21 protein-coding genes and 1 pseudogene are annotated in these 21,649 nt (G+C 64.5%); 14 read left to right on the forward strand and 8 right to left on the reverse strand.

Annotated features, from left to right (window positions below; all coding sequences use genetic code 11):
- The first annotated feature begins 8 nt into the window (after nt 1–8).
- The 3 genes from OOJ09_RS05125 to xylB all read left to right on the forward strand — a co-directional run bounded on the left by OOJ09_RS05125 (nt 9) and on the right by xylB (nt 3,581).
- Nucleotides 9–632, forward strand: a complete 624-nt coding sequence (locus tag OOJ09_RS05125) for a LysE family translocator (RefSeq protein ID WP_269904159.1) — start codon at nt 9–11, stop codon at nt 630–632.
- A gap of 90 nt (nt 633–722) precedes the next feature.
- A complete protein-coding gene (locus tag OOJ09_RS05130; protein ID WP_269904160.1) occupies nt 723–2,045 on the forward strand; it encodes a tetratricopeptide repeat protein in 1,323 nt (440 codons plus the stop codon).
- An 81-nt stretch (nt 2,046–2,126) separates the two neighbouring features.
- Nucleotides 2,127–3,581: a xylulokinase gene (gene xylB, locus OOJ09_RS05135; protein ID WP_269904161.1), complete on the forward strand. Its 1,455-nt coding sequence runs from the start codon at nt 2,127–2,129 to the stop codon at nt 3,579–3,581.
- Between the two features lie 32 nt (nt 3,582–3,613).
- Here xylB and OOJ09_RS05140 read toward each other — a convergent pair whose 3' ends face one another.
- Nucleotides 3,614–3,976, reverse strand: coding sequence for a nuclear transport factor 2 family protein (locus tag OOJ09_RS05140; RefSeq protein WP_269904162.1), 363 nt, complete (start codon nt 3,974–3,976; stop codon nt 3,614–3,616).
- A 112-nt stretch (nt 3,977–4,088) separates the two neighbouring features.
- Here OOJ09_RS05140 and xylA point away from each other — a divergent pair, with 112 nt between their 5' ends.
- Nucleotides 4,089–5,414, forward strand: a complete 1,326-nt coding sequence (gene xylA, locus OOJ09_RS05145; RefSeq protein WP_269904163.1) for a xylose isomerase — start codon at nt 4,089–4,091, stop codon at nt 5,412–5,414.
- 203 nt (nt 5,415–5,617) lie between these two features.
- The gene (locus OOJ09_RS05150; protein ID WP_269904164.1) at nt 5,618–5,827 is read left to right on the forward strand and encodes a hypothetical protein; all 210 of its coding nucleotides are present in this window, start codon (nt 5,618–5,620) and stop codon (nt 5,825–5,827) included.
- Between the two features lie 62 nt (nt 5,828–5,889).
- Here the strand turns inward: OOJ09_RS05150 and OOJ09_RS05155 are convergent, their stop codons facing one another.
- Nucleotides 5,890–6,870, reverse strand: coding sequence for a GlxA family transcriptional regulator (locus tag OOJ09_RS05155; protein ID WP_269904165.1), 981 nt, complete (start codon nt 6,868–6,870; stop codon nt 5,890–5,892).
- Nucleotides 6,871–7,004: 134 nt separating this feature from the next.
- Here OOJ09_RS05155 and OOJ09_RS05160 point away from each other — a divergent pair, with 134 nt between their 5' ends.
- The 9 genes and pseudogenes from OOJ09_RS05160 (at nt 7,005) to OOJ09_RS05200 (ending at nt 16,033) form a co-directional block, all read left to right on the forward strand.
- Nucleotides 7,005–7,922, forward strand: coding sequence for a 3-keto-5-aminohexanoate cleavage protein (locus OOJ09_RS05160; RefSeq protein ID WP_269904166.1), 918 nt, complete (start codon nt 7,005–7,007; stop codon nt 7,920–7,922).
- 75 nt (nt 7,923–7,997) lie between these two features.
- Nucleotides 7,998–8,625 (forward strand): annotated as a pseudogene (locus OOJ09_RS05165) (HD domain-containing protein).
- Nucleotides 8,622–9,725, forward strand: coding sequence for a carnitine 3-dehydrogenase (locus tag OOJ09_RS05170; RefSeq protein ID WP_269904167.1), 1,104 nt, complete (start codon nt 8,622–8,624; stop codon nt 9,723–9,725). The pseudogene OOJ09_RS05165 and the gene OOJ09_RS05170 overlap by 4 nt, the downstream one beginning before the upstream one ends.
- A 4-nt stretch (nt 9,726–9,729) precedes the next feature.
- Nucleotides 9,730–10,893, forward strand: coding sequence for an acyl-CoA dehydrogenase family protein (locus tag OOJ09_RS05175; protein WP_269904168.1), 1,164 nt, complete (start codon nt 9,730–9,732; stop codon nt 10,891–10,893).
- Nucleotides 10,894–10,895: 2 nt separating this feature from the next.
- Nucleotides 10,896–12,974, forward strand: coding sequence for an acetate--CoA ligase family protein (locus tag OOJ09_RS05180; RefSeq protein ID WP_269904169.1), 2,079 nt, complete (start codon nt 10,896–10,898; stop codon nt 12,972–12,974).
- Complete coding sequence (locus tag OOJ09_RS05185; RefSeq protein ID WP_269904170.1) at nt 12,967–13,749, forward strand: carnitinyl-CoA dehydratase; 783 nt, start codon at nt 12,967–12,969, stop codon at nt 13,747–13,749. Before OOJ09_RS05180 ends, OOJ09_RS05185 begins: the two co-directional genes overlap by 8 nt.
- Nucleotides 13,750–13,871: 122 nt before the next feature.
- On the forward strand, nt 13,872–14,810 hold the full coding sequence (locus OOJ09_RS05190; RefSeq protein ID WP_269904171.1) for an alpha/beta hydrolase: 939 nt from the start codon (nt 13,872–13,874) through the stop codon (nt 14,808–14,810).
- 148 nt (nt 14,811–14,958) lie between these two features.
- Nucleotides 14,959–15,114, forward strand: a complete 156-nt coding sequence (locus OOJ09_RS05195) for a hypothetical protein (protein ID WP_269904172.1) — start codon at nt 14,959–14,961, stop codon at nt 15,112–15,114.
- 598 nt (nt 15,115–15,712) lie between these two features.
- Nucleotides 15,713–16,033: a hypothetical protein gene (locus OOJ09_RS05200; protein WP_269904173.1), complete on the forward strand. Its 321-nt coding sequence runs from the start codon at nt 15,713–15,715 to the stop codon at nt 16,031–16,033.
- Here OOJ09_RS05200 and dapA read toward each other — a convergent pair.
- The 6 genes from dapA to OOJ09_RS05230 form a co-directional block, all read right to left on the reverse strand.
- Nucleotides 15,992–16,945, reverse strand: coding sequence for a 4-hydroxy-tetrahydrodipicolinate synthase (dapA, locus tag OOJ09_RS05205; RefSeq protein ID WP_269904174.1), 954 nt, complete (start codon nt 16,943–16,945; stop codon nt 15,992–15,994). The two genes, OOJ09_RS05200 and dapA, sit on opposite strands and share 42 nt — an antisense overlap.
- 442 nt (nt 16,946–17,387) lie before the next feature.
- A complete protein-coding gene (locus OOJ09_RS05210; protein ID WP_269904175.1) occupies nt 17,388–17,609 on the reverse strand; it encodes a hypothetical protein in 222 nt (73 codons plus the stop codon).
- Nucleotides 17,610–17,628: 19 nt separating this feature from the next.
- Nucleotides 17,629–17,820: a hypothetical protein gene (locus OOJ09_RS05215; RefSeq protein ID WP_269904176.1), complete on the reverse strand. Its 192-nt coding sequence runs from the start codon at nt 17,818–17,820 to the stop codon at nt 17,629–17,631.
- A 205-nt stretch (nt 17,821–18,025) separates the two neighbouring features.
- Complete coding sequence (locus OOJ09_RS05220; protein WP_269904177.1) at nt 18,026–19,684, reverse strand: FAD-binding dehydrogenase; 1,659 nt, start codon at nt 19,682–19,684, stop codon at nt 18,026–18,028.
- 67 nt (nt 19,685–19,751) lie between these two features.
- On the reverse strand, nt 19,752–20,738 hold the full coding sequence (locus OOJ09_RS05225; RefSeq protein ID WP_269904178.1) for a Gfo/Idh/MocA family protein: 987 nt from the start codon (nt 20,736–20,738) through the stop codon (nt 19,752–19,754).
- A gap of 283 nt (nt 20,739–21,021) precedes the next feature.
- Entirely contained in the window at nt 21,022–21,597 is a 576-nt protein-coding gene (locus OOJ09_RS05230) for a YceI family protein (protein ID WP_269904179.1), read from the reverse strand.
- Nucleotides 21,598–21,649: the final 52 nt, after the last annotated feature.

Below are 21,649 nucleotides of genomic sequence, written 5' to 3' on the forward strand. Positions count from 1 at the left end.
AGACGAGCATGTCCTTCGAAAACTGGGCCGCCTTCGCCGCCGCATCGACGATACTACTCATCATTCCAGGCCCGACCATCCTTCTGGTCGTGTCCTATGCGCTGGGCCAGGGCTGGCGCACCGCATTGCCGATGGCGGTCGGCGTGGCACTGGGCGACTTTACCGCGATGACGCTGTCAATGCTCGGCATCGGCGCGCTGCTGGCGGCTTCGGCGACCGTCTTCACCATCCTGAAGCTGATCGGCGCCGGCTATCTGATCTATCTCGGCGTGAAACTGTTCCGCGCCGGCGGCGCGCTGAAAGCCGAACCGCGCACTGACGTTGTGTCCTCGGCCAGAATGATGGCGCATGCCTGGCTGGTCACGGCGCTCAACCCGAAAAGCATCACCTTCTTCGTCGCCTTCCTGCCGCAGTTCCTCGACCGGCACGCCGATTTCTGGACGCAGATGCTGATCTTCGAGACGACCTTCCTGGCGCTCGCCTTCGCCAATGCCTTCGGCTATGCGCTGATCGCGGCGAGGGCTCGCAATGTCGTGCGCAATCCCAAGGCGATCCGCATCTTCAACCGCACCGGCGGCACGCTGCTGGTCGGCGCCGGCATCGCCACGGTGGCGATGCGTTCGAGCAGCTAGGAGCCGGGCAGCCTGCCACGGCACCGCGCCTGGCTTGCCCGCTTCCGATGTTCTAGGATCAAGCCTTATGCGGCTCGTGGAGGACGGGGCATGACGCTCAAAGACCCATTCGGACTGACATTTTCAGGCGCGACGGAGGCGGGGTTCACGCCTTTCAGCCAGGCTGTCCATGAATTGCAGTGCTTTATCGGCGATCCGGTCGCCTCCGTCGATCGTGCCATCGTCGAGGATCCCGGCTTCGTCATGGCGCATGTGTTCAAGGGTTATCTCTTCGGCCTCGCCACCGAGCGGGAGGCGACGGCGGTGGCCAGGGCTTGCCATGAGGCGGCACTGCCGCTTGCCGCGACAACGCACGAGCAGGCGCATGTCTCGGCCCTTGGCCATCTCGCCAACGGGCGCTGGCATGATGCCGGCAGCATTCTCGAGGACATCGCCATCGAGAACCCACGCGACGCGCTGGCGCTGCAGGTCGGCCACCAGATCGATTTCTTCACCGGCAATGCCCGCATGTTGCGCGACCGCATCGCCCGCGCCCTGCCGTCCTGGCAGAGCGGCATGCCCGGCTACCACGCCATCCTCGGCATGCAGGCGTTCGGGCTGGAGGAAATGGGTGACTACGCGCGGGCCGAAAAACTTGGCCGCACCGCCGTCGACATCGAGCCGCGCGACGGCTGGGCCCAACATGCCGTCGCACATGTCATGGAAATGCAAAGCCGGCAAAAGGATGGCATAGCCTGGATGCGCGCCAATCCTGAAGCGTGGACGAAAGAGAGCTTCCTGCAGGTGCACAATTGGTGGCACCTGGCGCTGTTCCACTATGACCTAGGCGAGACAGACGAGGTGCTGGCGCTCTACGATGGGCCCATCTACGGCGAGCGATCGGCACTGGCGCTCAACATGGTCGATGCCTCGGCGATCCTGTGGCGGCTCTATCTCGGCGGCGTCGATGTCGGCGACCGCTGGGCAGCGATCGCCACCAACTGGCGCAAGACCGGCACCGGCAACTATGCCTTCAACGATGCCCACGCGATGATGGCGTTTGTCGGGGCTGGCCTCGATGCCCCGGCTCAGACCTTACTCGAGGCACAGCGCGAGACCATGCGCGGCAACGATGACAACGTCGCGTTCACCCGGGATGTCGGTCACCCGCTGACACTCGCCATCAAGGCGTTCGGCGACGGCAACTACACTGAGGCCATGCGCCTGATCCGGCCAATCCGGGCGATCGCCCATCGTTTCGGCGGCAGCCACGCGCAACGCGACGTCATCGACCTGACGCTGATCGAGGCGGCCTTGCGGGCCGGTGACGGCGCGCTGGCCAGGGCGCTTGCCGCGGAACGTTCGATGGCTCGACCCGACAGTCCGCTGTCAGCGCTGCTTTCGCGTCGCGCGGCCGATTTGTCGGAGAATTGACCCGAAGCGTATCTTGTCTTAAAAACTGGCCAAGCCAGATTTTTTCGAGATCCGAAAAAATTAGTGGCATGGGAGGAAGACATGTATCTCGGGCTCGATCTCGGTACATCGGGCGTCAAGGCGCTGCTGATCGATGCCGGGCAAACCGTCGTCGGCTCCGGCCATGCGTCGCTCGATGTGTCGCGGCCGCATCCCGGCTGGTCGGAACAGGATCCCGCCGACTGGATTCGCGCCTGCGAGGAGGCGATCGCCGCGCTGAGGGCCGCCTATCCGCAACAACTCTCGGCCGTCAAAGGCATCGGCCTTTCCGGCCACATGCATGGCGCGACCCTGCTTGACGCGGCCGACCAGGTGCTGCGCCCTTGCATCCTGTGGAACGATACGCGCAGCCATGCCGAGGCAGCTGCCCTCGACGCCAACCCGCGCTTTCGCGCGTTGACCGGCAACATCGTCTTTCCCGGTTTCACCGCGCCGAAGCTGGCCTGGGTGAAGAACAACGAGCCCGCCATTTTCGCCAAGGTGGCGAAGGTCTTGCTGCCCAAGGATTTCCTGCGGCTCTGGCTGTCGGGCGAGCACATTTCGGAAATGTCGGATTCGGCCGGCACCTCCTGGCTCGACGTCGGTGAACGGCGCTGGTCGGCCGAATTGCTCGCGGCGACATCGCTCGACGAAAGACAGATGCCGTCGCTGGTCGAAGGCACGCAGAAGGCCGGCGCCTTGCGCGCCGAACTGGCTTCGAAATGGGGCCTGCAGGCCGGCATGCCGATTGCCGGCGGTGCCGGCGACAATGCGGCCTCGGCCTGCGGCATGGGCACGGTCGGCGCCGGCCAGGCCTTCGTCTCGCTCGGCACGTCGGGTGTTTTGTTTGCCGCCAACGCTTCCTATCTGCCCAACCCGGCGAGCGCGGTGCATACCTTCTGTCATGCCCTGCCCGACACCTGGCATCAGATGGGCGTGATCCTGTCGGCGACGGATTCGCTGAACTGGCTGTCGGAGATCACGGGCAAGGGCGCCGGCGAACTGACCGCCGAGCTCGGCGGTACGCTGAAGGCGCCGAGCGGCGTGTCGTTCCTGCCCTATCTGTCAGGCGAGCGCACGCCCTACAATGATTCCGCCGTTCGCGGCGCGTTCACCGGACTGGCGCATGAATCGAGCCGCGCGGTACTGACCCAGGCGGTACTGGAAGGCGTCGCCTTTGCCTTCCGCGACAGCCTCGAAGCGCTGGCCAAGGCCGGCACGACATTGACGCGGGTGACGGCGATCGGTGGCGGCTCGCGCTCACGCTACTGGCTGAAGGCGATCGCCACCGCGCTTGGCCTGCCGGTCGACATTCCCGCCGACGGCGATTTCGGCGCCGCCTTTGGCGCGGCCAGGCTCGGCCTGATCGCGGCGACAGGCGCGGATCCGCTCAGCGTCTGCAGAGCACCCGCGACCGATGCGACGATCGAACCGGACGCTGTGCTCGGCGGGGCCTACGCGGATGCCTATCACCGCTACCGGGCGCTATATCCGGCAATCAAGAGCGTCACGGCATGAGCGATTTCTCCTCCAAGCCGTGGCTTGCCGGCTCACTGTGCCGGCACCTTGTCGAGAAAGCCGGTGACGCTCTTCAGCCGGCCGTTCTCGATGATGCCGATGTCGGTGCCTTCGATGACGGAAGGGATGCCCTCCGGGCCGAGATTCCACGAGAAACGGATCTTGTCGGCGAAACCATCGGGCGTGCCCTTCAGCGAGAAGCGGAAGCCGGCAAAGCGCTGCTGCACGCCGTCGATGAGTGCCGCGACACCCGCATGGCCATCGCCCTGCATCAGCGGATCGCGATAGCTGACGTCTTCGGTGAAGATCGCCTTGAGCAAGGCTGCGCGGCGATCCGCGTCGCTCTCGTTCCAGGCGGTGATGTAGCCTTCGGCAATCCTGTTGAGGTCGGTCATGGTCTGTCTCCTTTGTCGAGTGGCTTTGACATGAGCCTTTTCGACCGGCGGAAGAACGAAACCAATTACGCCTGAGGTAATCAAGGCGAACTATTCGAGAGGAAGAAAGCCAATGAGCAGCGGATTTTTCGGCGACATCCAGAAGATCAAATACGAGGGTTCGGATTCGACCAATCCGCTCGCCTACCGGTTCTACAATCCGGATGAGGTTGTCGCCGGCAAGCGGCTGGAAGATCACCTGCGCTTTGCCGTCGCCTACTGGCATTCCTTCGCCTGGCCGGGCGGCGATCCGTTCGGCGGCCAGACCTTCGATCGCCCCTGGTTCCCCAAGGCCGGAGGCGTCGACACGATGGAACTGGCCAAGCTCAAGGCCGATGTCGCCTTCGAGATGTTCTCGCTGCTCGGCACGCCCTATTTCTGCTTCCACGATGCCGATGTCCGGCCGGAGGGCAAGGATTTTTCCGAAAGTGCGGCGCGTCTCGACGAGATCGCCGATTATTTCGCCGGAAAGATGAAGCAGACCGGCGTCAAGCTGCTGTGGGGCACGGCGAACCTGTTCTCCAACCGCCGCTTCATGTCGGGTGCCGCCACCAATCCCGATCCGGACGTATTTGCCTATGCGGCGGCGACGGTGAAGCACTGCCTCGACACCACCAAGCGGCTGAAGGGCGAGAACTATGTACTGTGGGGCGGACGCGAGGGTTATGAGACGCTGCTCAACACCGACCTGGCCCGCGAGCAGGAGCAGGCCGGCCGCTTCCTCAGCCTCGTCGTCGACTACAAGCACAAGATCGGCTTCAAGGGCACGATCCTGATCGAGCCGAAGCCGCAGGAGCCGACCAAGCACCAGTACGACTACGATGTCGCCACGGTCTATGGCTTCCTCAAGCGCTTCGGGCTGGAGAAGGAGGTCAAGGTCAATATCGAGCAGGGCCACGCCATCCTGGCCGGCCACTCTTTCGAGCACGAGCTGGCGCTAGCCAATGCGCTCGGCATTTTCGGCTCGATCGACATGAACCGCAACGACTATCAGTCGGGCTGGGATACCGACCAGTTCCCCAACAACGTTCCGGAGATGGCGCTGGCCTACTATCAGGTCCTGCAGGCCGGCGGCTTCAAGACCGGCGGCACCAATTTCGACGCAAAACTGCGCCGCCAGTCGCTCGATCCGCAGGATCTGCTGATAGGCCATATCGGCGGCATGGATTCGTGCGCGCGTGGCCTCAAGGCCGCGGCCCGCATGGTCGAGGACAAGGCGCTGTCGGGCCCGCTGGCCGAACGTTACGCCGGCTGGAGCACGGCTGAGGGCAAGGCGATGCTGTCCGGCAAGCGGACGCTGGAAGAAATAGCCGAGCGTGTCGTCAAGAAGAAGATCGAGCCGCAGCCAAGGTCGGGCCGCCAGGAGCTGCTGGAAAACATCGTCAACCGATACGTCTGAGAACGGAAAGCCGTTTCGGACTGCTCGAAGGGCGGCTGGGCGACACCCCTGCCGCCCTGGAACGGATTTGCGCGAGGCCGCACCGGACGACAGGGTTTTGCCCTTTGCCGCCCTTCAATGACCTCGCTCCTGCCTTCAAACTGCCGTCACGTATCTCCTATAAGGATGCTGCGTGGCGGAGAGGAAGAAGGAGGCGAACCGATATGCAGAACGAACGTGAAATCGACGCCCTGCTCTCACCGGGCGAGGCCGGATCGATCATCGACCGGTTGATGGCCATGCCGCATCCCAAGGATGGTGCGCACCGCTCGAACGAATGGGACCGCGCCGTCGCCAGCCGTTTTGAGACCCATCTTGCCAGACAGATGCGTTCGCAGATCGACGCTGGCGCAGACCGCCAGAACGCCGCCTGATCTCCCGATTTTGTGCATGTCGTTGCCCCAAAACCGCAATACACTTTTGGGCGACATGCATATCAGCCCCGGCGCAGCCTGACCGGCGCTTCGCCGAAAGCCCGTGAAAAAGCCCTCGAAAATGCCGCGGCGGACGAAAATCCGGTCCGCCCGGCGATATCGGCCATAGCCACCCTGGTGTCGACCACCAGCCGGCGCGCCGCCCCCAGGCGCAGCCTGAGATAGTAGGCGCCCGGCGTCTCGCCGATCGACTTGCGGAAAATGCTCTCCAGCGTCCGCGCCGTCACGCCGGCGCGCTTGGCCACCGCTTCTATGGTCAGCGGCTGGTCGACATGCGCTTCCATCAGCCGTATGGCTTGCGCCAGCCGTGGATCGTAGCCGTCGAGCCGGCCAAGCGAGACCAGCGGCTGCGCATCGGTCGCGGCGCGTGCCTGGTCGTAGATGAAGACGCTGGCGACATCCAGCGCGACGGCCATGCCGAGCCGCGTGCGAATGAGATGCAGCATCAGGTCGAAGGTCGGTGAAGCGCCGCCCGAGGTGAAGACCGGCCCGTCGATGACATAGCGGTCGGGACGGACATCGACGCCGGGGAAGGCCGACGAAAAATCCTCCATGTCTTCCCAGTGGGTGGTGGCGCTGCGCCCTTCCAGCAGGCCGGCACGCGCCACCAGCCAGGTGCCGGCCTCGACGCCGCCGCAGGCGCGCGCCGTCCGCGCCGCCCGACGCAGGCCTGACAGCAGAGCTGACGTCGCGTAGTTCTGGGTGCCGAAACCGGCGACGACGACAAGAACATCGGTTGGCTCGGTCGCATCGAAACGCCCACTGACCGCCACTGGCAGGCCGCAAGTGGTGACCGGAGCCTCGCCCGTCACCGAGACCAGTTTGAAATCGAACAAGGTCTCGCCGGAAATGCGGTTGGCGGCGCGTAGCGGGTCGACGGCCGACGCAACGCACATGATGGACGAGCCGGAAAACACCAGCAGCGTCACCTTGAGCGGCGACCGCTCGGCGCGAAAGATTGTCGGTTTTTCGCTTTTGATCATGAGAGCTTCGTAAAACGCAAAACAGTTTCCGGCAAGTCGTTCATTGTTGGCTGGTTCTTGTGCATGTCGTTATCCCAAAACCGGTTCGCACTTTTGGGCGACATGCAAGGCTATCTCGATTGGGAGGATTTTCGATGCCGCTCGCGATGAACCGTGAGGTTTTCATTACCTGTGCCGTGACCGGGTCCGGCGGCTCGCAGGATCGCAGTCCGCATGTGCCGCGCTCGCCCAAGCAGATCGCCGATTCGGCTATCGATGCGGCCAAGGCCGGTGCGGCGATCGTCCACTGCCATGTCCGCGACCCCGAAACCGGCAAGCCGCGTCGTGACGTGCATCTCTACCGTGAAGTGACCGAGCGCATCCGCGCGGCAGAAGTCGACGTCATCCTGAACCTGACCGCCGGCATGGGCGGCGACATGGTGTTCGGCTCGCCAGAGGCGCCGCTGCCGCTCAACGAAAAAGGCACCGACATGGGCGGTGCCACCAACCGCATGGAACATGTGCGCCAGTGCCTGCCGGAAATCTGCACGCTCGACTGCGGCACCATGAACTTCGCCGAGGCCGACTATGTGATGACCAACACGCCGGGCATGCTCCGCGCCATGGGCGGCATGATGACGGCGCTCGGCGTCAAGCCGGAGATCGAGGCTTTCGACACCGGCCATCTGTGGTTCGCCAAGCAGCTGGTCGAGGAAAAGGTGCTCAATCCCGATGCGCTGGTGCAGCTCTGCATGGGCGTGCCGTGGGGCGCGCCTGACGACCTCAACACCTTCATGGCCATGGTCAACAATGTGCCGTCGACCTGGAACTGGTCGGCCTTCGCCATCGGCCGCAACCAGATGGCCTATGCCGCCGCCGCAGTGCTGGCCGGAGGCAATGTCCGCGTCGGTCTCGAAGACAATCTCTGGCTCGACAAGGGCGTGCTGGCGACCAACGCGCAGCTGGTCGAGCGTGCCGCCAGCATCGTCACCAATCTGGGCGCCAGGATCCTCGGGCCCGAGGAAGTGCGCAAGAAGCTGAATCTGACCAAGCGGGCTCCGATCGCGGCATAAGCCAGAGCATGATCCCGAAAAGTGGGAACCGGTTTTCAGGATCATGCTTCCAGCAAGACAACCAGGGCGTCGCAGATGACAACCGTCAAATTCACCGCGATGAAGGATGGCGACAGGGACGACTACGAGTTCCTGACCGCCCATGAAATCGACTATGCGGCAAGGACCGGCGAGCGGCTGCTCGACGCGCTGGTGCAACTCGACGAGGGCCTGTCGGGTTACAAGATCACCCGGCTCGGCCATTCGCTGCAGGCGGCGACGCGCGCGTGGCGCGACGGCGCCGACGCCGACTGGATCGCTTGCGCGCTGCTGCACGACATCGGCGACATATACGCGCCCTACAATCACGATGAATACGCCGCTTCGATCCTGAAACCCTTCGTGCGCGAACAATGCACCTGGGTGGTGGAAAAGCACGGCGACTTCCAGCGGCTCTATTATGCCCACCACCTCGGCGGCAACCGTCACGCCCGCGACCGTTTTGCCGGCCATGCCTTTCGAGGACTGCGACCAGTTTTGCGAACGCTGGGACCAATCGAGCTTCGACCCCGACTACGATACGCTGCCGATCGCGTTCTTCAGGCCCTTCGTGCTCGAAGTCTTCGCCCGCAAGGCCTACGACCCGGCAGTGATCCGCGCCGGCGAGCGCGTAGCCCTCATCGACCCCGAAACTGCCAACAAAAGAACCGGAGCCTCAGCATGAGCATCATCAACAAGGCAGCCGCCATCGGCGGCGGTGTCATCGGCGCGGGCTGGGTGGCGCGGCTTTTGCTCAACGGTATCGACGTGTCGATCTTCGATCCCGATCCGGAAGCGTCGCGCAAGGTCGGCGAAGTGATGAAGGGCGCGCGCCGCGCCTACAAGCAGATGCTTCCCGGCGGCCTGCCCAAGGAAGGCAAGCTGACCTTCGCCAAGACCATCGCCGAGGCGGTTGCCGATGCCGACTTCATCCAGGAAAGCGTGCCGGAACGGCTCGACCTCAAGCACCGCGTGCTGGCCGAGATCGATGCCCATGCGCCGGCCAATGCCATTGTCGGTTCATCGACCTCGGGCATCAAGCCAACCGACATGCAGGTGGCGATGAAGAAGCATCCGGAACGGCTGGTCGTCGGCCATCCGTTCAACCCGGTCTATCTCCTGCCGCTGGTCGAGATCGTCGGCGGCGAACAGACCTTTCCCGAGGCGATCGAGGTCGCCAAGGAGATCTACGCCTCGATCGGGATGAAGCCTGTGGTGATCCGCAAGGAGATCGAGGCTTTCGTCGGCGACCGTCTGCTGGAGGCGGCATGGCGCGAGGCGCTGTGGCTGATCAAGGACGGCATCTGCACGGTCGAGGAACTCGACGACATCATGCGCTATGGCTTCGGCCTGCGCTGGGCGCAGATGGGCATGTTCCAGGTCTACCGCGTCGCCGGCGGCGAGGCCGGCATGCGCCACTTCATGGCGCAGTTCGGCCCGTGCCTGAAATGGCCATGGACCAAGCTGATGGACGTGCCGGAGTTCAACGACGAGCTGGTCGACCTGATCGCCACGCAATCGGACGATCAGGCGCACGGCCTGTCGATCCGCGAGCTGGAGAAGATCCGCGACGACAATCTGGTCGCGATCATGGATGCGCTGTCGAAGCAGAACAAGGGCAAGGGCTGGGGCGCCGGCGCCCTGCACAAGGACTACACCAAGCAACTGGCCAAGCTGGCGGCGAAGAAGCCGACGGCTTCCAGGGCGGCCGAGAAGGCCAAGGCCTCCAAGCCGGTGAAGAAAGCCGAGAAGCCGAAGAAAAAGACCGGCAAGAAGAAAGGCTGAGACCATGGATTTCGGTCTGTCGGAGGAACAGAGGCTCATTGTCGAGACGACGCGCGCCTTCGTCGAGAACGAGCTTTATCCGCATGAGCGCGAGGTCGAGCGCACCGGCGTGCTGCGCCGCGAGCTGATCGAGGAGCTCAAGGCCAAGGCGATAGAGGCCGGGCTCTACGCCGCCAACATGCCGGCCGACGTCGGCGGCGCGGGCCTGGATACGGTGACCTGGCTGCTCTACGAAAAGGAGCTTGGCCGCGCCAACTACGCACTGCACTGGACCTGCGTGGCGCGTCCCTCCAACATTCTTTTGGCCGGTACGCCGGAGCAACGCGAAAAATACCTGTTCCCTTGCATCCGTGGCGAGAAATGGGACTGCCTGGCAATGACCGAGCCAGGCGCCGGCTCGGATCTGCGCGGCATGAAGGCGACCGCCGTGCAGGACGGCGACGACTGGGTGCTGAACGGCACCAAGCACTTTATCTCCCACGCCGACCTGGCCGACTTTGCCATCGTCTTCATGGCGTCAGGCGAGGAAGAGTCCGCGCGTGGAAAACGCAAGAAGATCACCGCCTTCTTCGTCGACAAGGGCACGAAGGGTTTTACCGTCCGCGACGGCTACCGCAATGTTTCCCATCGCGGCTACACCAACGCCATCCTGGAATTCGACGATTGCCGGCTTCCCGGAGCCCAAGTGCTTGGCGAAGTGCACAAGGGATTTGACGTCGCCAACTCCTGGCTGGGCGCGACCCGCCTGCAGGTCGGTGCCACCTGTCTCGGCCGCGCCGAGCGGGCGCTTGGCCATGCCGTCGAATATGCCGCGCAGCGCCAGCAGTTCGGCCAGCAGATCGGCAAGTTCCAGGGCGTGTCGTTCAAGCTCGCCGACATGGCGACCGAACTGAAGGCCGCCGACCTGATGGTGTTCGAAGCGGGCTGGAAGTACGATCAGGGCACCGTCACCGACCAGGACATGGCCATGGCCAAGCTGAAGGCCACCGAAATGCTCGCCTTCGTCGCCGACGAGGCGATCCAGATCCATGGTGGCATGGGGCTGATGGATGATCTGCCGCTGGAGCGCATCTGGCGCGATGCGCGTGTCGAGCGCATCTGGGAAGGCACTTCGGAAATCCAGCGCCATATCATTTCGCGGTCGCTGCTGCGCCCGTTTGGAGCCTGACAATGCACAAGCTAGAGCGTCTCCTGCGGCCGAAGTCGATCGCCGTCTTCGGCGGCGCACAGGCCGCGGCTGTCGTCGCGCAATCGATCAAGATGGGCTTTGCCGGCGAGATCTGGCCCGTGCATCCGACCAAGGACGAGGTCGCAGGCCGCAAGGCCTATCGTTCGGTGGCCGAGCTGCCCGGCGCGCCTGACGCCGCCTTTGTCGGCGTCAACCGGCACCTGACCATCGAGGTGATCAAAGCGCTGGCCGAACGCGGCGCCGGCGGCGCCGTCTGCTTTGCCGCCGGCTTCCTCGAGACCGAGGCTTATGACGACGACGGCCAGCGGCTGCAGGCCGAACTGGTCGCGGCGGCGGGCTCGATGCCGATCATCGGGCCGAATTGCTATGGCCTGATAAACTATGCCGACGGCGCGCTCCTATGGCCAGACCAGCATGGCGGCATCAGGCTGGCCGAGGGGGGCCGTGGCGTCGCCATCATCACCCAGTCGTCCAACATCGCCATCAACATGACGATGCAGAAGCGCGGCCTGCCGATCGCCTTTTTGATGACCGCCGGCAATCAGGCGCAGACCGGCCTGTCCGAAATGGCGCTCGGCCTGATCGAGGACGAGCGGGTCACATCGCTCGGCCTGCATATCGAGGCCTTCGATTCGGTAGCCGGCTTCGAGAGACTGGCGGCGCGGGCGCGCGAACTGAAGAAGCCGATCATCGCCATGAAGGTCGGCCGTTCCGAACAGGCGCGGCAGGCGACCGTCTCGCACACCGCCTCGCTCGCCGGCTCGGACGCGGCATCGGGCGCCTTCCTGAAGCGGCTCGGCATCGCGCGCGTCGATTCGATTCCCGCCTTCATCGAGGCGCTGAAGCTTCTGCACATCACCGGTCCGCTGCCCGGCTATCGACTGTCGTCGATGAGCTGCTCCGGCGGCGAGGCCTCCGTCATGGCCGACAGCGCCGAGGGGCGCTGGGTCAACTTCCCGGTCCTGACCGACAAGCACCGCGCCCATGTCAAATCGACGCTCGGGCCGCTGGTCGCGGTGGCCAACCCGCTCGACTACCACACCTTCATCTGGAACAACGAGCCGGCGATGACCGCCACCTTCACCGCCATGGTGTCGGGCGGCTTCGACCTCAACATGCTGGTGCTCGACTTCCCGCGCCCCGACCGCTGCTCGGACACCGACTGGTGGGCGACGCTGCGCGCCTTCGAATCGGCGCTGAAGACCAACAAGGCGCAAGGCGCGATCGTGTCATCGCTGCCCGAGAACCTGCCGGAAGAGTACACGGCCGGGCTGATGGCACGCGGCATGGTGCCATTGTTCGGCATTTCCGAAGCCATGGACGCCGCCCAGGCGGCAGCCTTCATCGGCTGGGCGTGGCACGAGCCGCAGGCGCAGCCGATCGACACCTCGGCTGCCGGCGCACCCGGCGGCGACCATGTCACCCCCGACGAGGCCGAGGCGAAGGCACGGCTGATCAAGGCGGGCCTGCCAGTGCCTAAAGGCGAGCGTGCCGGCAATGCCGTCGAGGCGGTGATCTCGTCGATGGCGCTCGGCTTTCCGGTAGCGCTGAAGGCGCTGGGCGTCACCCACAAATCCGAGGTCGGGGCGGTGCGGCTCAATCTCAAGGACGCCGAATCCGTCAGCACGGCGGCGCATGACTTGCTGCCGCTCGGCACCGGGCTCTATGCCGAGCGCATGGTGCGCGACGGTGTCGCCGAACTGATCGTCGGCTTCACCCGTGATCCGATGTTCGGCGCGGTGATGACGCTGGGCACCGGTGGCGTGCTGGTCGAGCTGTTGCGCGACAGCGTCACGCTGATGCTGCCGGCAACCCGCGACGACATCGAGGCGGCGTTGCGCGGCCTGAAGCTCTATCCGCTGCTCGAAGGCTATCGCGGCAGGCCGAAAGCCGATGTCGCCGCGGCCATCGACGCCATCTCGGGCATTGCCGCCTTCGTGCAGAAGAATGCCGGCGAGATCGAGGAACTCGATATCAACCCGCTGATCGTCTGCGCCGAGGGCAAGGGTGCCTGGATCGCCGACGCGCTGCTGGTGCTGGGAGACAAGAAGAATGGCTGACGTCATCACCACTCGCCGCGAGGGCACGATCCTCGAGGTCACGCTCGACCGGCCCAAGGCCAACGCCATCGACCTGAAGACGTCGCGGCTGATGGGCGAGACGTTCAAGGCGTTCCGCGACGATCCCACCTTGCGCGTTGCCATCGTCAAGACCGCCGGCGACAAGTTCTTCTGCGCCGGCTGGGACCTCAAGGCGGCTGCCGGCGGTGATGCGGTCGACGGCGACTATGGTGTTGGCGGCTTTGCCGGTCTGCAGGAGTTGCGCGACCTCAACAAGCCGGTCATCGCCTGCGTCAACGGCATGGCGGTCGGCGGCGGCTTCGAACTGGCGCTGTCCTGCGACCTCATCTACGCCTCCGATCATTCATCGTTCGCGCTGCCTGAAATCCGCGCCGGCACACTGGCCGACGCAGCGACGATCAAACTGCCGAAGCGCATCCCCTATCATGTCGCCATGGACCTTTTGCTCACCGGACGCTGGATGGATGTCGCCGAGGCGCATCGCTGGGGCCTGGTCAACGAAGTGCTGCCGAAGGAGGAGCTCGAGGACCGGGTCTGGGAGATCGCCCGGCTGCTCGCCAGCGGCCCGCCGCTGGTCTTTGCCGCGATCAAGGAGACGGCGCGGGTGGCCGAAGCGCTGACCTTCCAGGACGCAATGAACCGGGTGACGCGCCGCCAACTGGCGACGGTCGATGCCCTCTACGGTTCCGAGGACAATATGGAAGGCTTTCGCGCCTTCGCCGAAAAGCGCGATCCGGTGTGGAAGGGGAAATAGTGGCTCCGCCTTTACCCTCCCCTTGATGGGGAGGGTCGGACCGAAGGTCCGGGGCGGGTGCAGCGCCGCCACCCCCCGTTTCGCGGCGACCTCCCTCATCGAGGGGGAGGCAAAGGAGTTCCATGACCGACTACAAAACCCTGATCGACGCCGAGACCTGGGCCTTCATCGAACGGACGAATTCCTACTATCCGCCCGATACGATCGATTACACGATCGCGCAGCAGCGTGAGATCTACGACCGCATGTGCCGCGAATTCTTTGCCGGCTATCCGCAGGGCGTGACGGCAGAGACGGCCGCGATTGCAACGCCCACGCACGACATCCCGGTCCGCATCTACCGAAGCGCGCGCCAAGCGCCGGTGACGGTGCTGTATTTCCATGGCGGCGGCTTCATCCTCGGCGGGCTGGACAGCCATGACGATGTCTGCGCCGAGCTCTGCGCCCGTACCGGCTATGAGGTGGTTTCTGTCGACTACCGGCTGGCGCCGGAACATCTGCATCCGGCCGCTTTCGACGATGTGATGAACGCCTTCGAATGGGCCGCCACCACCCGCAATCACCCCATTCTGCTTTGCGGCGACAGCGCCGGCGGCAATCTTGCCGTCGCCGTCAGCCATGCGACACGCGGCCATCCGCGCAAGCCGGTCGGCCAGGTGCTGATCTATCCCGGCCTCGGCGGCGACCGGTCAAAGGGATCCTATCTCAGGCATGCCGAAGCGCCGATGCTGACCATGCGCGATCTCGAATTCTACAAGCACATCCGCACCGGCGGGCAGGACCGCAGCGGCGACGCGACACTCGCGCCGCTTGCCGACACCGACTTCTCAAACCTGCCACCGACGGTGCTCGTCACCGCAGAATGCGACCCGCTGTCGTCCGACGGTGAGACCTATCGCGACCGTATCGTCGCGGCGGGCGGGCGCGCCACCTGGTTCGAGGAACCGGGGCTGGTGCATGGCTATCTCAGGGCCCGGCACACGGTGGGCCGCGCCCGCGCGAGCTTTACCCGGATCGTCGATGCAGTAGCCGACCTTGGTAAGGGCGCCTGGCTCTGGTGAGCGACTTTCCCCTCCCGTGAGAGAGACGAGATGGCACGGGCGTGATCCGATGCGGGCCCACATGCCGGAACGCTTTCGCTCCGCTTGACATTCGTTTCTTTAATATGCAGACTGCATACATATTTTGAAAACAAAGCCGGATAACCTCATGCAACGCCTGCCGCTGATCGCCGCCTTTGTCGAGCCTTTCGATCTGCTCCGCTGCATCTCGCCGCTGCCACGTCATCAACAGGGACGACGCATCGAAGGGCCGAAGCCGGATCGCCGCGAGAGCCCTGCGCCCCACATACGGACGCCGAAGTGACGCGAGGCGACGCCTGAGGCGCTGGCATAGGCCGAGGTGCAACGCGGCGCTCCACTTGATGGTACCGGAGATTTCGCGATCGGTTCGCGCGAGACGCAATGCAGAGCGGGCAGACCAACCCGCGGTGACCGACAGCGAGGAAATCGCAGACCTGACCAGGCTTAGAGGCGCGTTGGCGCTTCTTCTCCGGCGCATGTGTCGACACGGATGACTATCGCGACCGCCCCTGCCGCGAACACCATTGGCGGGATGGCGACTACAGACCACGCAGGCCTCAAAGGCCGGACGGGCCATGGCGCCCGGACAGGTCCGACCGTCCCGACAGATAGGCCCGATAGACCGGACTGGCCGGATTGACCAGACAGGCTGGATCGCTCAAGTCCCGATTGTCGCGGCGGATCGGCAACGACGCCCTCGTCTGACTGCATCGAGCCACACCCCCGCGCGGCTGTATCCCTGTTCGAGAGCGCGGCCGGACATATGCGGCATATATAAATCAGGCCAAAACCCGCTCTCGAATTCCTATGCGGCCAGCGACTATGTAGTGCCGGGCCGCCGCTCGACCGGCGGCCGGACCAACAACTGGCTTCAGACGAACATGCGATTACATTCAGTCTGGCCGACCTCCAGGGCCGGCCACAGGGTGCCGACGGAATATTTCATCCTGGCAAACCTCAGGGAACAGGGGGCGATAATCGGCCGGCTCGCCGGCCATCCGATCGCCGATACGGTCGTCGATACAAGCGGGCTGCAGTACCATTTTGTCGGCGTCGCGCCGCGCGACCGCAGCGGGCGCTTCGATGTCGAAGCGCTCCGGGCCGGCGAATGGATCGTCCAGCCGGGGCTGGTCTATGCCGTCGACGGCCAAGCGCCTCCGTCAAAGCCGCCACGGCGCGGACGAGGCCAGCACCGGTCTTGATTGCGCGACACCGGAGATGCTCCCGCCCAAGGCCAGCATAGCCTCACGGATCGCGGTTTCGGTTTCAGGCCGGACGGCGGTCAATGGCAATCGGACGTCCGGGCTCGTCCCCAACGCCAGGCTCAACGCGTATTTGACCGGCACCGGATTACTCTCCAGCTCAAGTGCGGCGATCAGCGGCCGCAAGCGATGATGGATGGCGCGGGCGGTGTGATGATCGCCTTGCTTGCAGGCATCGTGCATCTCCACGCACAGGCGCGGCGCGACGTTGGAGACCACCGAGATCGTTCCACGCCCGCCCATCGTGTTGAAACCGAACGACGTTGCGTCATGGCCGGAGAGACAGATGAAGCGACGCCTCAGCACGGCAGGAAGCGAGGATAGCCGGCTCACATCGCCGGTGGCGTCCTTGATGCCGACAATGGCCGGTATCTGCGCCAGGCGCGCGATCGTCTCCTCGGACAGGTCGACGCCGGTTCGCGCCGGCACATTGTAGACGATGATCGGTATCCTGACCTTGCTGGCGACCGCTTCGAAATGGCGAAAGATCCCTTCCTGGCTCGGCCTGTTGTAGTAGGGCGTCACGATGAGGGCCGCGTCGGCCCCAAGGGTTTCGGCGGCTGTCGAAAAGGCAATCGTGGTCTCGGTGCTGTTCGTGCCGGTGCCGGCGACGACAGGCACCCTGCCGCCGGCGATTTTCACGCAGAGCGCGATGATGTCGAGGCGCTCGTCCCACGACAAGGTCGGGGCCTCACCTGTGGTGCCGCACGGGACCAGCCCGTTGATCCCTTGTTCGATCTGCCAACGCACGAGCGTGGTCAGTTGCCTCAGATCGACCTCGCCGTCGGTGAACGGCGTCACCAGCGCGGTCATCGTTCCGGTCAGGCGCATTCGGGCTTGTTCCGATATCATGGGATTCTCCTGGGTGATTTCTTGGGTGCGCTGCCTGCTCAAGGTGCGAGGAAAGCAGGGCTAACAGCACGGCGGCGGCCATATCCGTATGGTCGGCTTCGAATTTTCCAGCCTGGGCCTGCGTCCCCGCGGGCGTGGATTGGATGCTGCAGGACCAACGCTCGCCGGTCCTGCTGATGGACGACACCGCATGCTCCGGCCTCGACAAAGCGGCGAGTAAGAGGACGGCGTCGAGCGTGGCGCCGGCCTCGACCAGATGGGTGAACCGGCGGCCTTGTCGGGATGATCTGTCGAGCGACAGACCGCGCGCGGCTTCCCAAAGCTGGTGTTCGAGCAACCTACCGACATAAGGAAGACGATCGAACAACCCGATCAGATCGGCAGCGCTGGAATTGGCCATGATCAGACCGTTCCGGAAAGGCGATAGCGGCCGGAAACAGGATCAGTTGAACAGGGAAAGCCGGACGCTCGCCGGAGCGAAGCGTATCGCGCCAGCCTTGTGGCCGGTTTCCATTGTGGCGAAACGCACTGCGGAACTCCTGTCGGCAAACACGCCGCCGGTCAGGCCTTCTTCGTCGCGCGCGATCCAGTGGCCTTCGCCGTCGCGTCCGACCACGAAGCGGTGAAGAGCGTTTCCGTCAGGGGAAATATGAGAGCTGGGCATCGTCATCTCTGCCATGCGATCAGGAGACTTGAGCAGCGATGGCGGCGGCGGCCAGCAAGGCGCCGACGACCAGCAGCCACCATGTCGGGGTGAATGGCGCGATCAGGCTGGCCGTACGGCGATTGTTGTTGGCCGCAAGCCTGATCTGTTCGACCTGCGACGCCGGCAGCGGACGATGGGTGGGCAGATAGAGCCCGTCTGAGAGGAACATCGGAGACTTCCTTCTTCCTGGAACTGTCGCCACCAGGTGGCGACTGCCTGCAGCGGCTCAGGACCGGCTGCACTCAGAAAGATAAAAGCATCCGCATTTGTATTCGAGGCGGCTCAAAACTGAAAAATATAAAAAAGTCATATGTTTATCGCCCGGGCATATGTGGAACCCAGACCCGAAAATCAGACCGCGTAATGGCGTCGTTTCACGCCACCAAGGCGGCTGCCGCTCGCCCGGCGCTACGGCCGGAAAAGATGCAACCGCCGAGGAAGGTGCCTTCCAGCGCCGCATAGCCATGCACGCCGCCGCCGCCGAAACCGGCGGCCTCGCCGACGGCATAGAGCCCGGGTACCGGCTGGCCATCGGCACCCAGCACGCGGCTGTCGAGATCGGTCTGCAGGCCACCCAGCGTCTTGCGGGTCAGGATGTTGAGGCGGACCGCTATCAGCGGGCCATTTGCCGGGTCGAGCATCTTGTGCGGTTTTGCCGTGCGGATCAGCCGGTCGCCGAGATAGGCGCGCGCACCGCGCAGAGCGGTGATCTGCATGTCCTTGGAGAACGGATTGTCGAGCTGCCGGTCGCGGGCGCGGATCTCGCGCTCGACCTGGGCGAGTTCGAGCAGCGGCTCGCCGCCGGCGAGCGCGTTCATGCGGGCGACCAGCGTTGGCAGATCGGCCTCGACAATGAAGTCCTCGCCCTTCTCCATGAACGCCTTGACCGGACCGGGAATGCCCGATGTGGCGCGGCCGAGTACCTGGCGCCAGCTCTTGCCGGTCAAGTCGGGGTTCTGTTCGGAACCCGACAGCGCGAACTCCTTCTGGATGATCTTGCTGGTCAGGATGAACCAGGAATAGTCGAAGCCCGTGCCCATGATGTGGGCGAGCGTGCCCAGCGTGTCGAAGCCGGGATAGAGCGGCACCGGCAGGCGCTTGCCGCGCGCATCGAGCCACAGCGATGACGGGCCGGGCAGGATGCGGATCGCATGGTCGGTCCAGATCGGTGCCCAGTTCTTGATGCCCTCGACATAGTGCCACATGCGGTCGCGGTTGATGATCGAGCCGCCTGCCTGTTCCGCGATCGCCAGCATGCGGCCGTCGACATGGTCGGGCACGCCGGTGATCATGCGCTTCGGTGCCGCGCCCAGCCGCCGCGGCCAGTTTTCCCGGACGAGCTGATGGTTGGCGCCGATACCGCCGGAGGCGACGATCACCGCCTGTGCGTGAAACTCGAAATCGGCTGATATCTCGCGCGAGCTCTTGTGGCCCCGCTCGACAGTGCTTGGCTGCAGGACATCGCCGCGCACACCGTCAACGGTCGCACCCGTGCGGGTCAGTTCATTGACCCGGTGACGGAACCGGAAGCTTATCAATCCACGCTTTTGCGCCTCGCGCACGCGCAGGACAAACGGTTCGAGCACGCCGGGGCCGGTGCCCCAGGTGACGTGAAAGCGTGGCACCGAATTGCCGTGGCCGACGGCATTGCCGCCACCGCGCTCGGCCCAGCCCACCACCGGGAAGAACTTCAGGCCACGCTGCACGAGCCAGGAGCGCTTCTCGCCGGCGGCAAAGCCGACATAGGCCTTTGCCCACCGACGCGGCCAGTAATCCTCCGGGCGATCGAAAGCGGCGGTGCCGAGCCAGTCCTCGAGCGCCAGGTCATGCGAATCGCGGATGCGCATGCGCCGCTGCTCAGGCGAATCGACGAGGAAAAGACCGCCGAACGACCAGAACGCCTGGCCGCCCAGCGACTGCTCCGGCTCCTGGTCGACGATGACGACCTTCTTGCCAGCCTCGGCCAGCTCGGCGGCGGCAACCAGCCCGGCAAGGCCGGCGCCGACAATGATCACATCCGCATCGTCCGCCATTTCCCCTCCCAGCTGGCCGGCTAAAGCAATTCCGGGAAACCGTCCGGAATTGCGTCAAAACAAAGAGTTAGACGGCCTCCCAGCCATCCTTGCCGCCAGCGCGGAAGATGGCGTCGATGACCTTCTGGTTGAGCACCGATTCTTCCAGCGTGAAGACGCGCTCCTTGCCGCCCTGCGCTGCCCGCGCGAAAGTCTCGACCTCCAGCCGGTACTGCTGCGTGCCGGGAAAGCGGAACACCTGCGCCTCGGTGTGGTTCTGGTTGTGCAGCTCGACGCGGTGATGGTCATAGAGCCCGGCATTGAACGGCGAGAACACCTCGATGAAACCCTTCTCGCCATGGAACACCATGACCTGACGCGCCGCCATCTGCGTCGACAGGTAGAAGGACAGTTCGAAGTCGCCGAAATCGGCGCGGATCGAGGAGTAGATGTCGGTGCCGAATTTTTTGTCGCGCTCGATCGTCGCCTGGACGCGCAGCGGCTCCTTGCCGGTGGAAAAGCGCGTCGACACGGTCGGGTAGACGCCGATGTCGGGCAGCGCGCCACCGCCGAGATCGAGCTGGTTGCGCATGTTGCCGGGGTCGACATTGTAGTAGGAGAACGCGCCCTGCACATGGCGCAGCCGGCCGATGGCGCCGCTGGCGATGAGGTCGCGCACCTTGATCCATTGCGGGTGGTAGATGACCATGAAGGCTTCGCAGACCAGCACTTTCCTGGCGTCGCGCAGCTTGATCAGCGGCAGGATGTCCTTGGCGTCGAGCGCCAGCGGCTTTTCAACCAGCACATGCTTGCCGGCTTGAATAGCCTTGGCCGTCCATTCGACATGCTGCGACGTCGGTAGCGGGATATAGACGCCGTCGACCTCGTTTGAGGCGAGCAGTTCCTCATAGGAGCCGAAGGCGTGGCGCGCGCCGAAGCGCTCGGCCAGCGCCTGGGCCTTCGACAGGTCGCGGCTGGCGATCGCCGCCAGCACGCCATTCTCGGCCTCGACCATCGCCGGCAGCAAATGTTCGCGGCCGATCTTGGCCGTCGACAAAACACCCCATCGGAACATCACGCTTCTCCATGTCGATTACAGGCGACGAGGTTTGCCCGAAATCAGCGGAAAAGCCAATGCGCAGTGCTGGTTCCTCGCCCCACGAAGTGGGGAGAGGTGGCCCGGCGAAGCCGGGACGGAGAGGGGCCTTCGTAAAGTGCCCGGGCTTGCCGGCTCGAGCGCCCTTAGGCGCGTGTGTTGTTGAATGGCTCTGCGTCACGAGCGGCGTCCCCCTCTCCGTCTCGGGCTTCGCCCGAGCCACCTCTCCCCCGCTCTGCGGGGGAGAGGAAGTAGGCCGCGTTCAGCCGCGTCTGCCGGTCAGCGTCATGTCGAAGTCGACGATGTTCGAATAGAGCGGTGTGCCGACATCCATGCCATAGCGTGACCTGAGCACCTTGCCGATGACGTGGAATTTGATCGTGCCGGCCTTGAGGCCGCCCAGCTCGGCGGTGAATTTTTCCGGAAAAGACTTGCCGCGCGCCGTCAGCCGGCCGGTGACCAGCGCCGTGGTGTCGCTGGTTCGCGTCACGCTGGTCGAGCGGAACTGTATTTCCGGACTGTTGGCGGCGTCGAACACCGCGTCGGAGCGCAGGAAGGCGTCGATGCGGCCCTGGCCGGTGCCGACGCTTTCGGGAAAGATGGTGAAATTGACCTGCGAGCGAGCGACGTCGCTGTTGTCGATGCGGATCGAGCCCTTGAAGCGGGCGAAGGCGCCATTGAGGCCGCCGCCGCCGACCTTGCCGATGGAAAATCGGATGCTGGAGCTGGCCGGACTGATCGAGTAGCTGCCGGCGGCGTCGCCGAGCGCGACGGCCGCGAAGACAGGCGTGGCAATGCAAGCGGCAACCGCCGCAAATCCAAGGATGCGCGCAAACATGGGAGTATTCCTTTTTGGAGGCAACGCTCTTCGCGTCCTCGCCCTGGGAACG

Source organism: Mesorhizobium qingshengii (assembly GCF_027563465.1).
In the GTDB taxonomy this organism is placed as follows: Bacteria; Pseudomonadota; Alphaproteobacteria; order Rhizobiales; family Rhizobiaceae; genus Mesorhizobium; species Mesorhizobium qingshengii_A.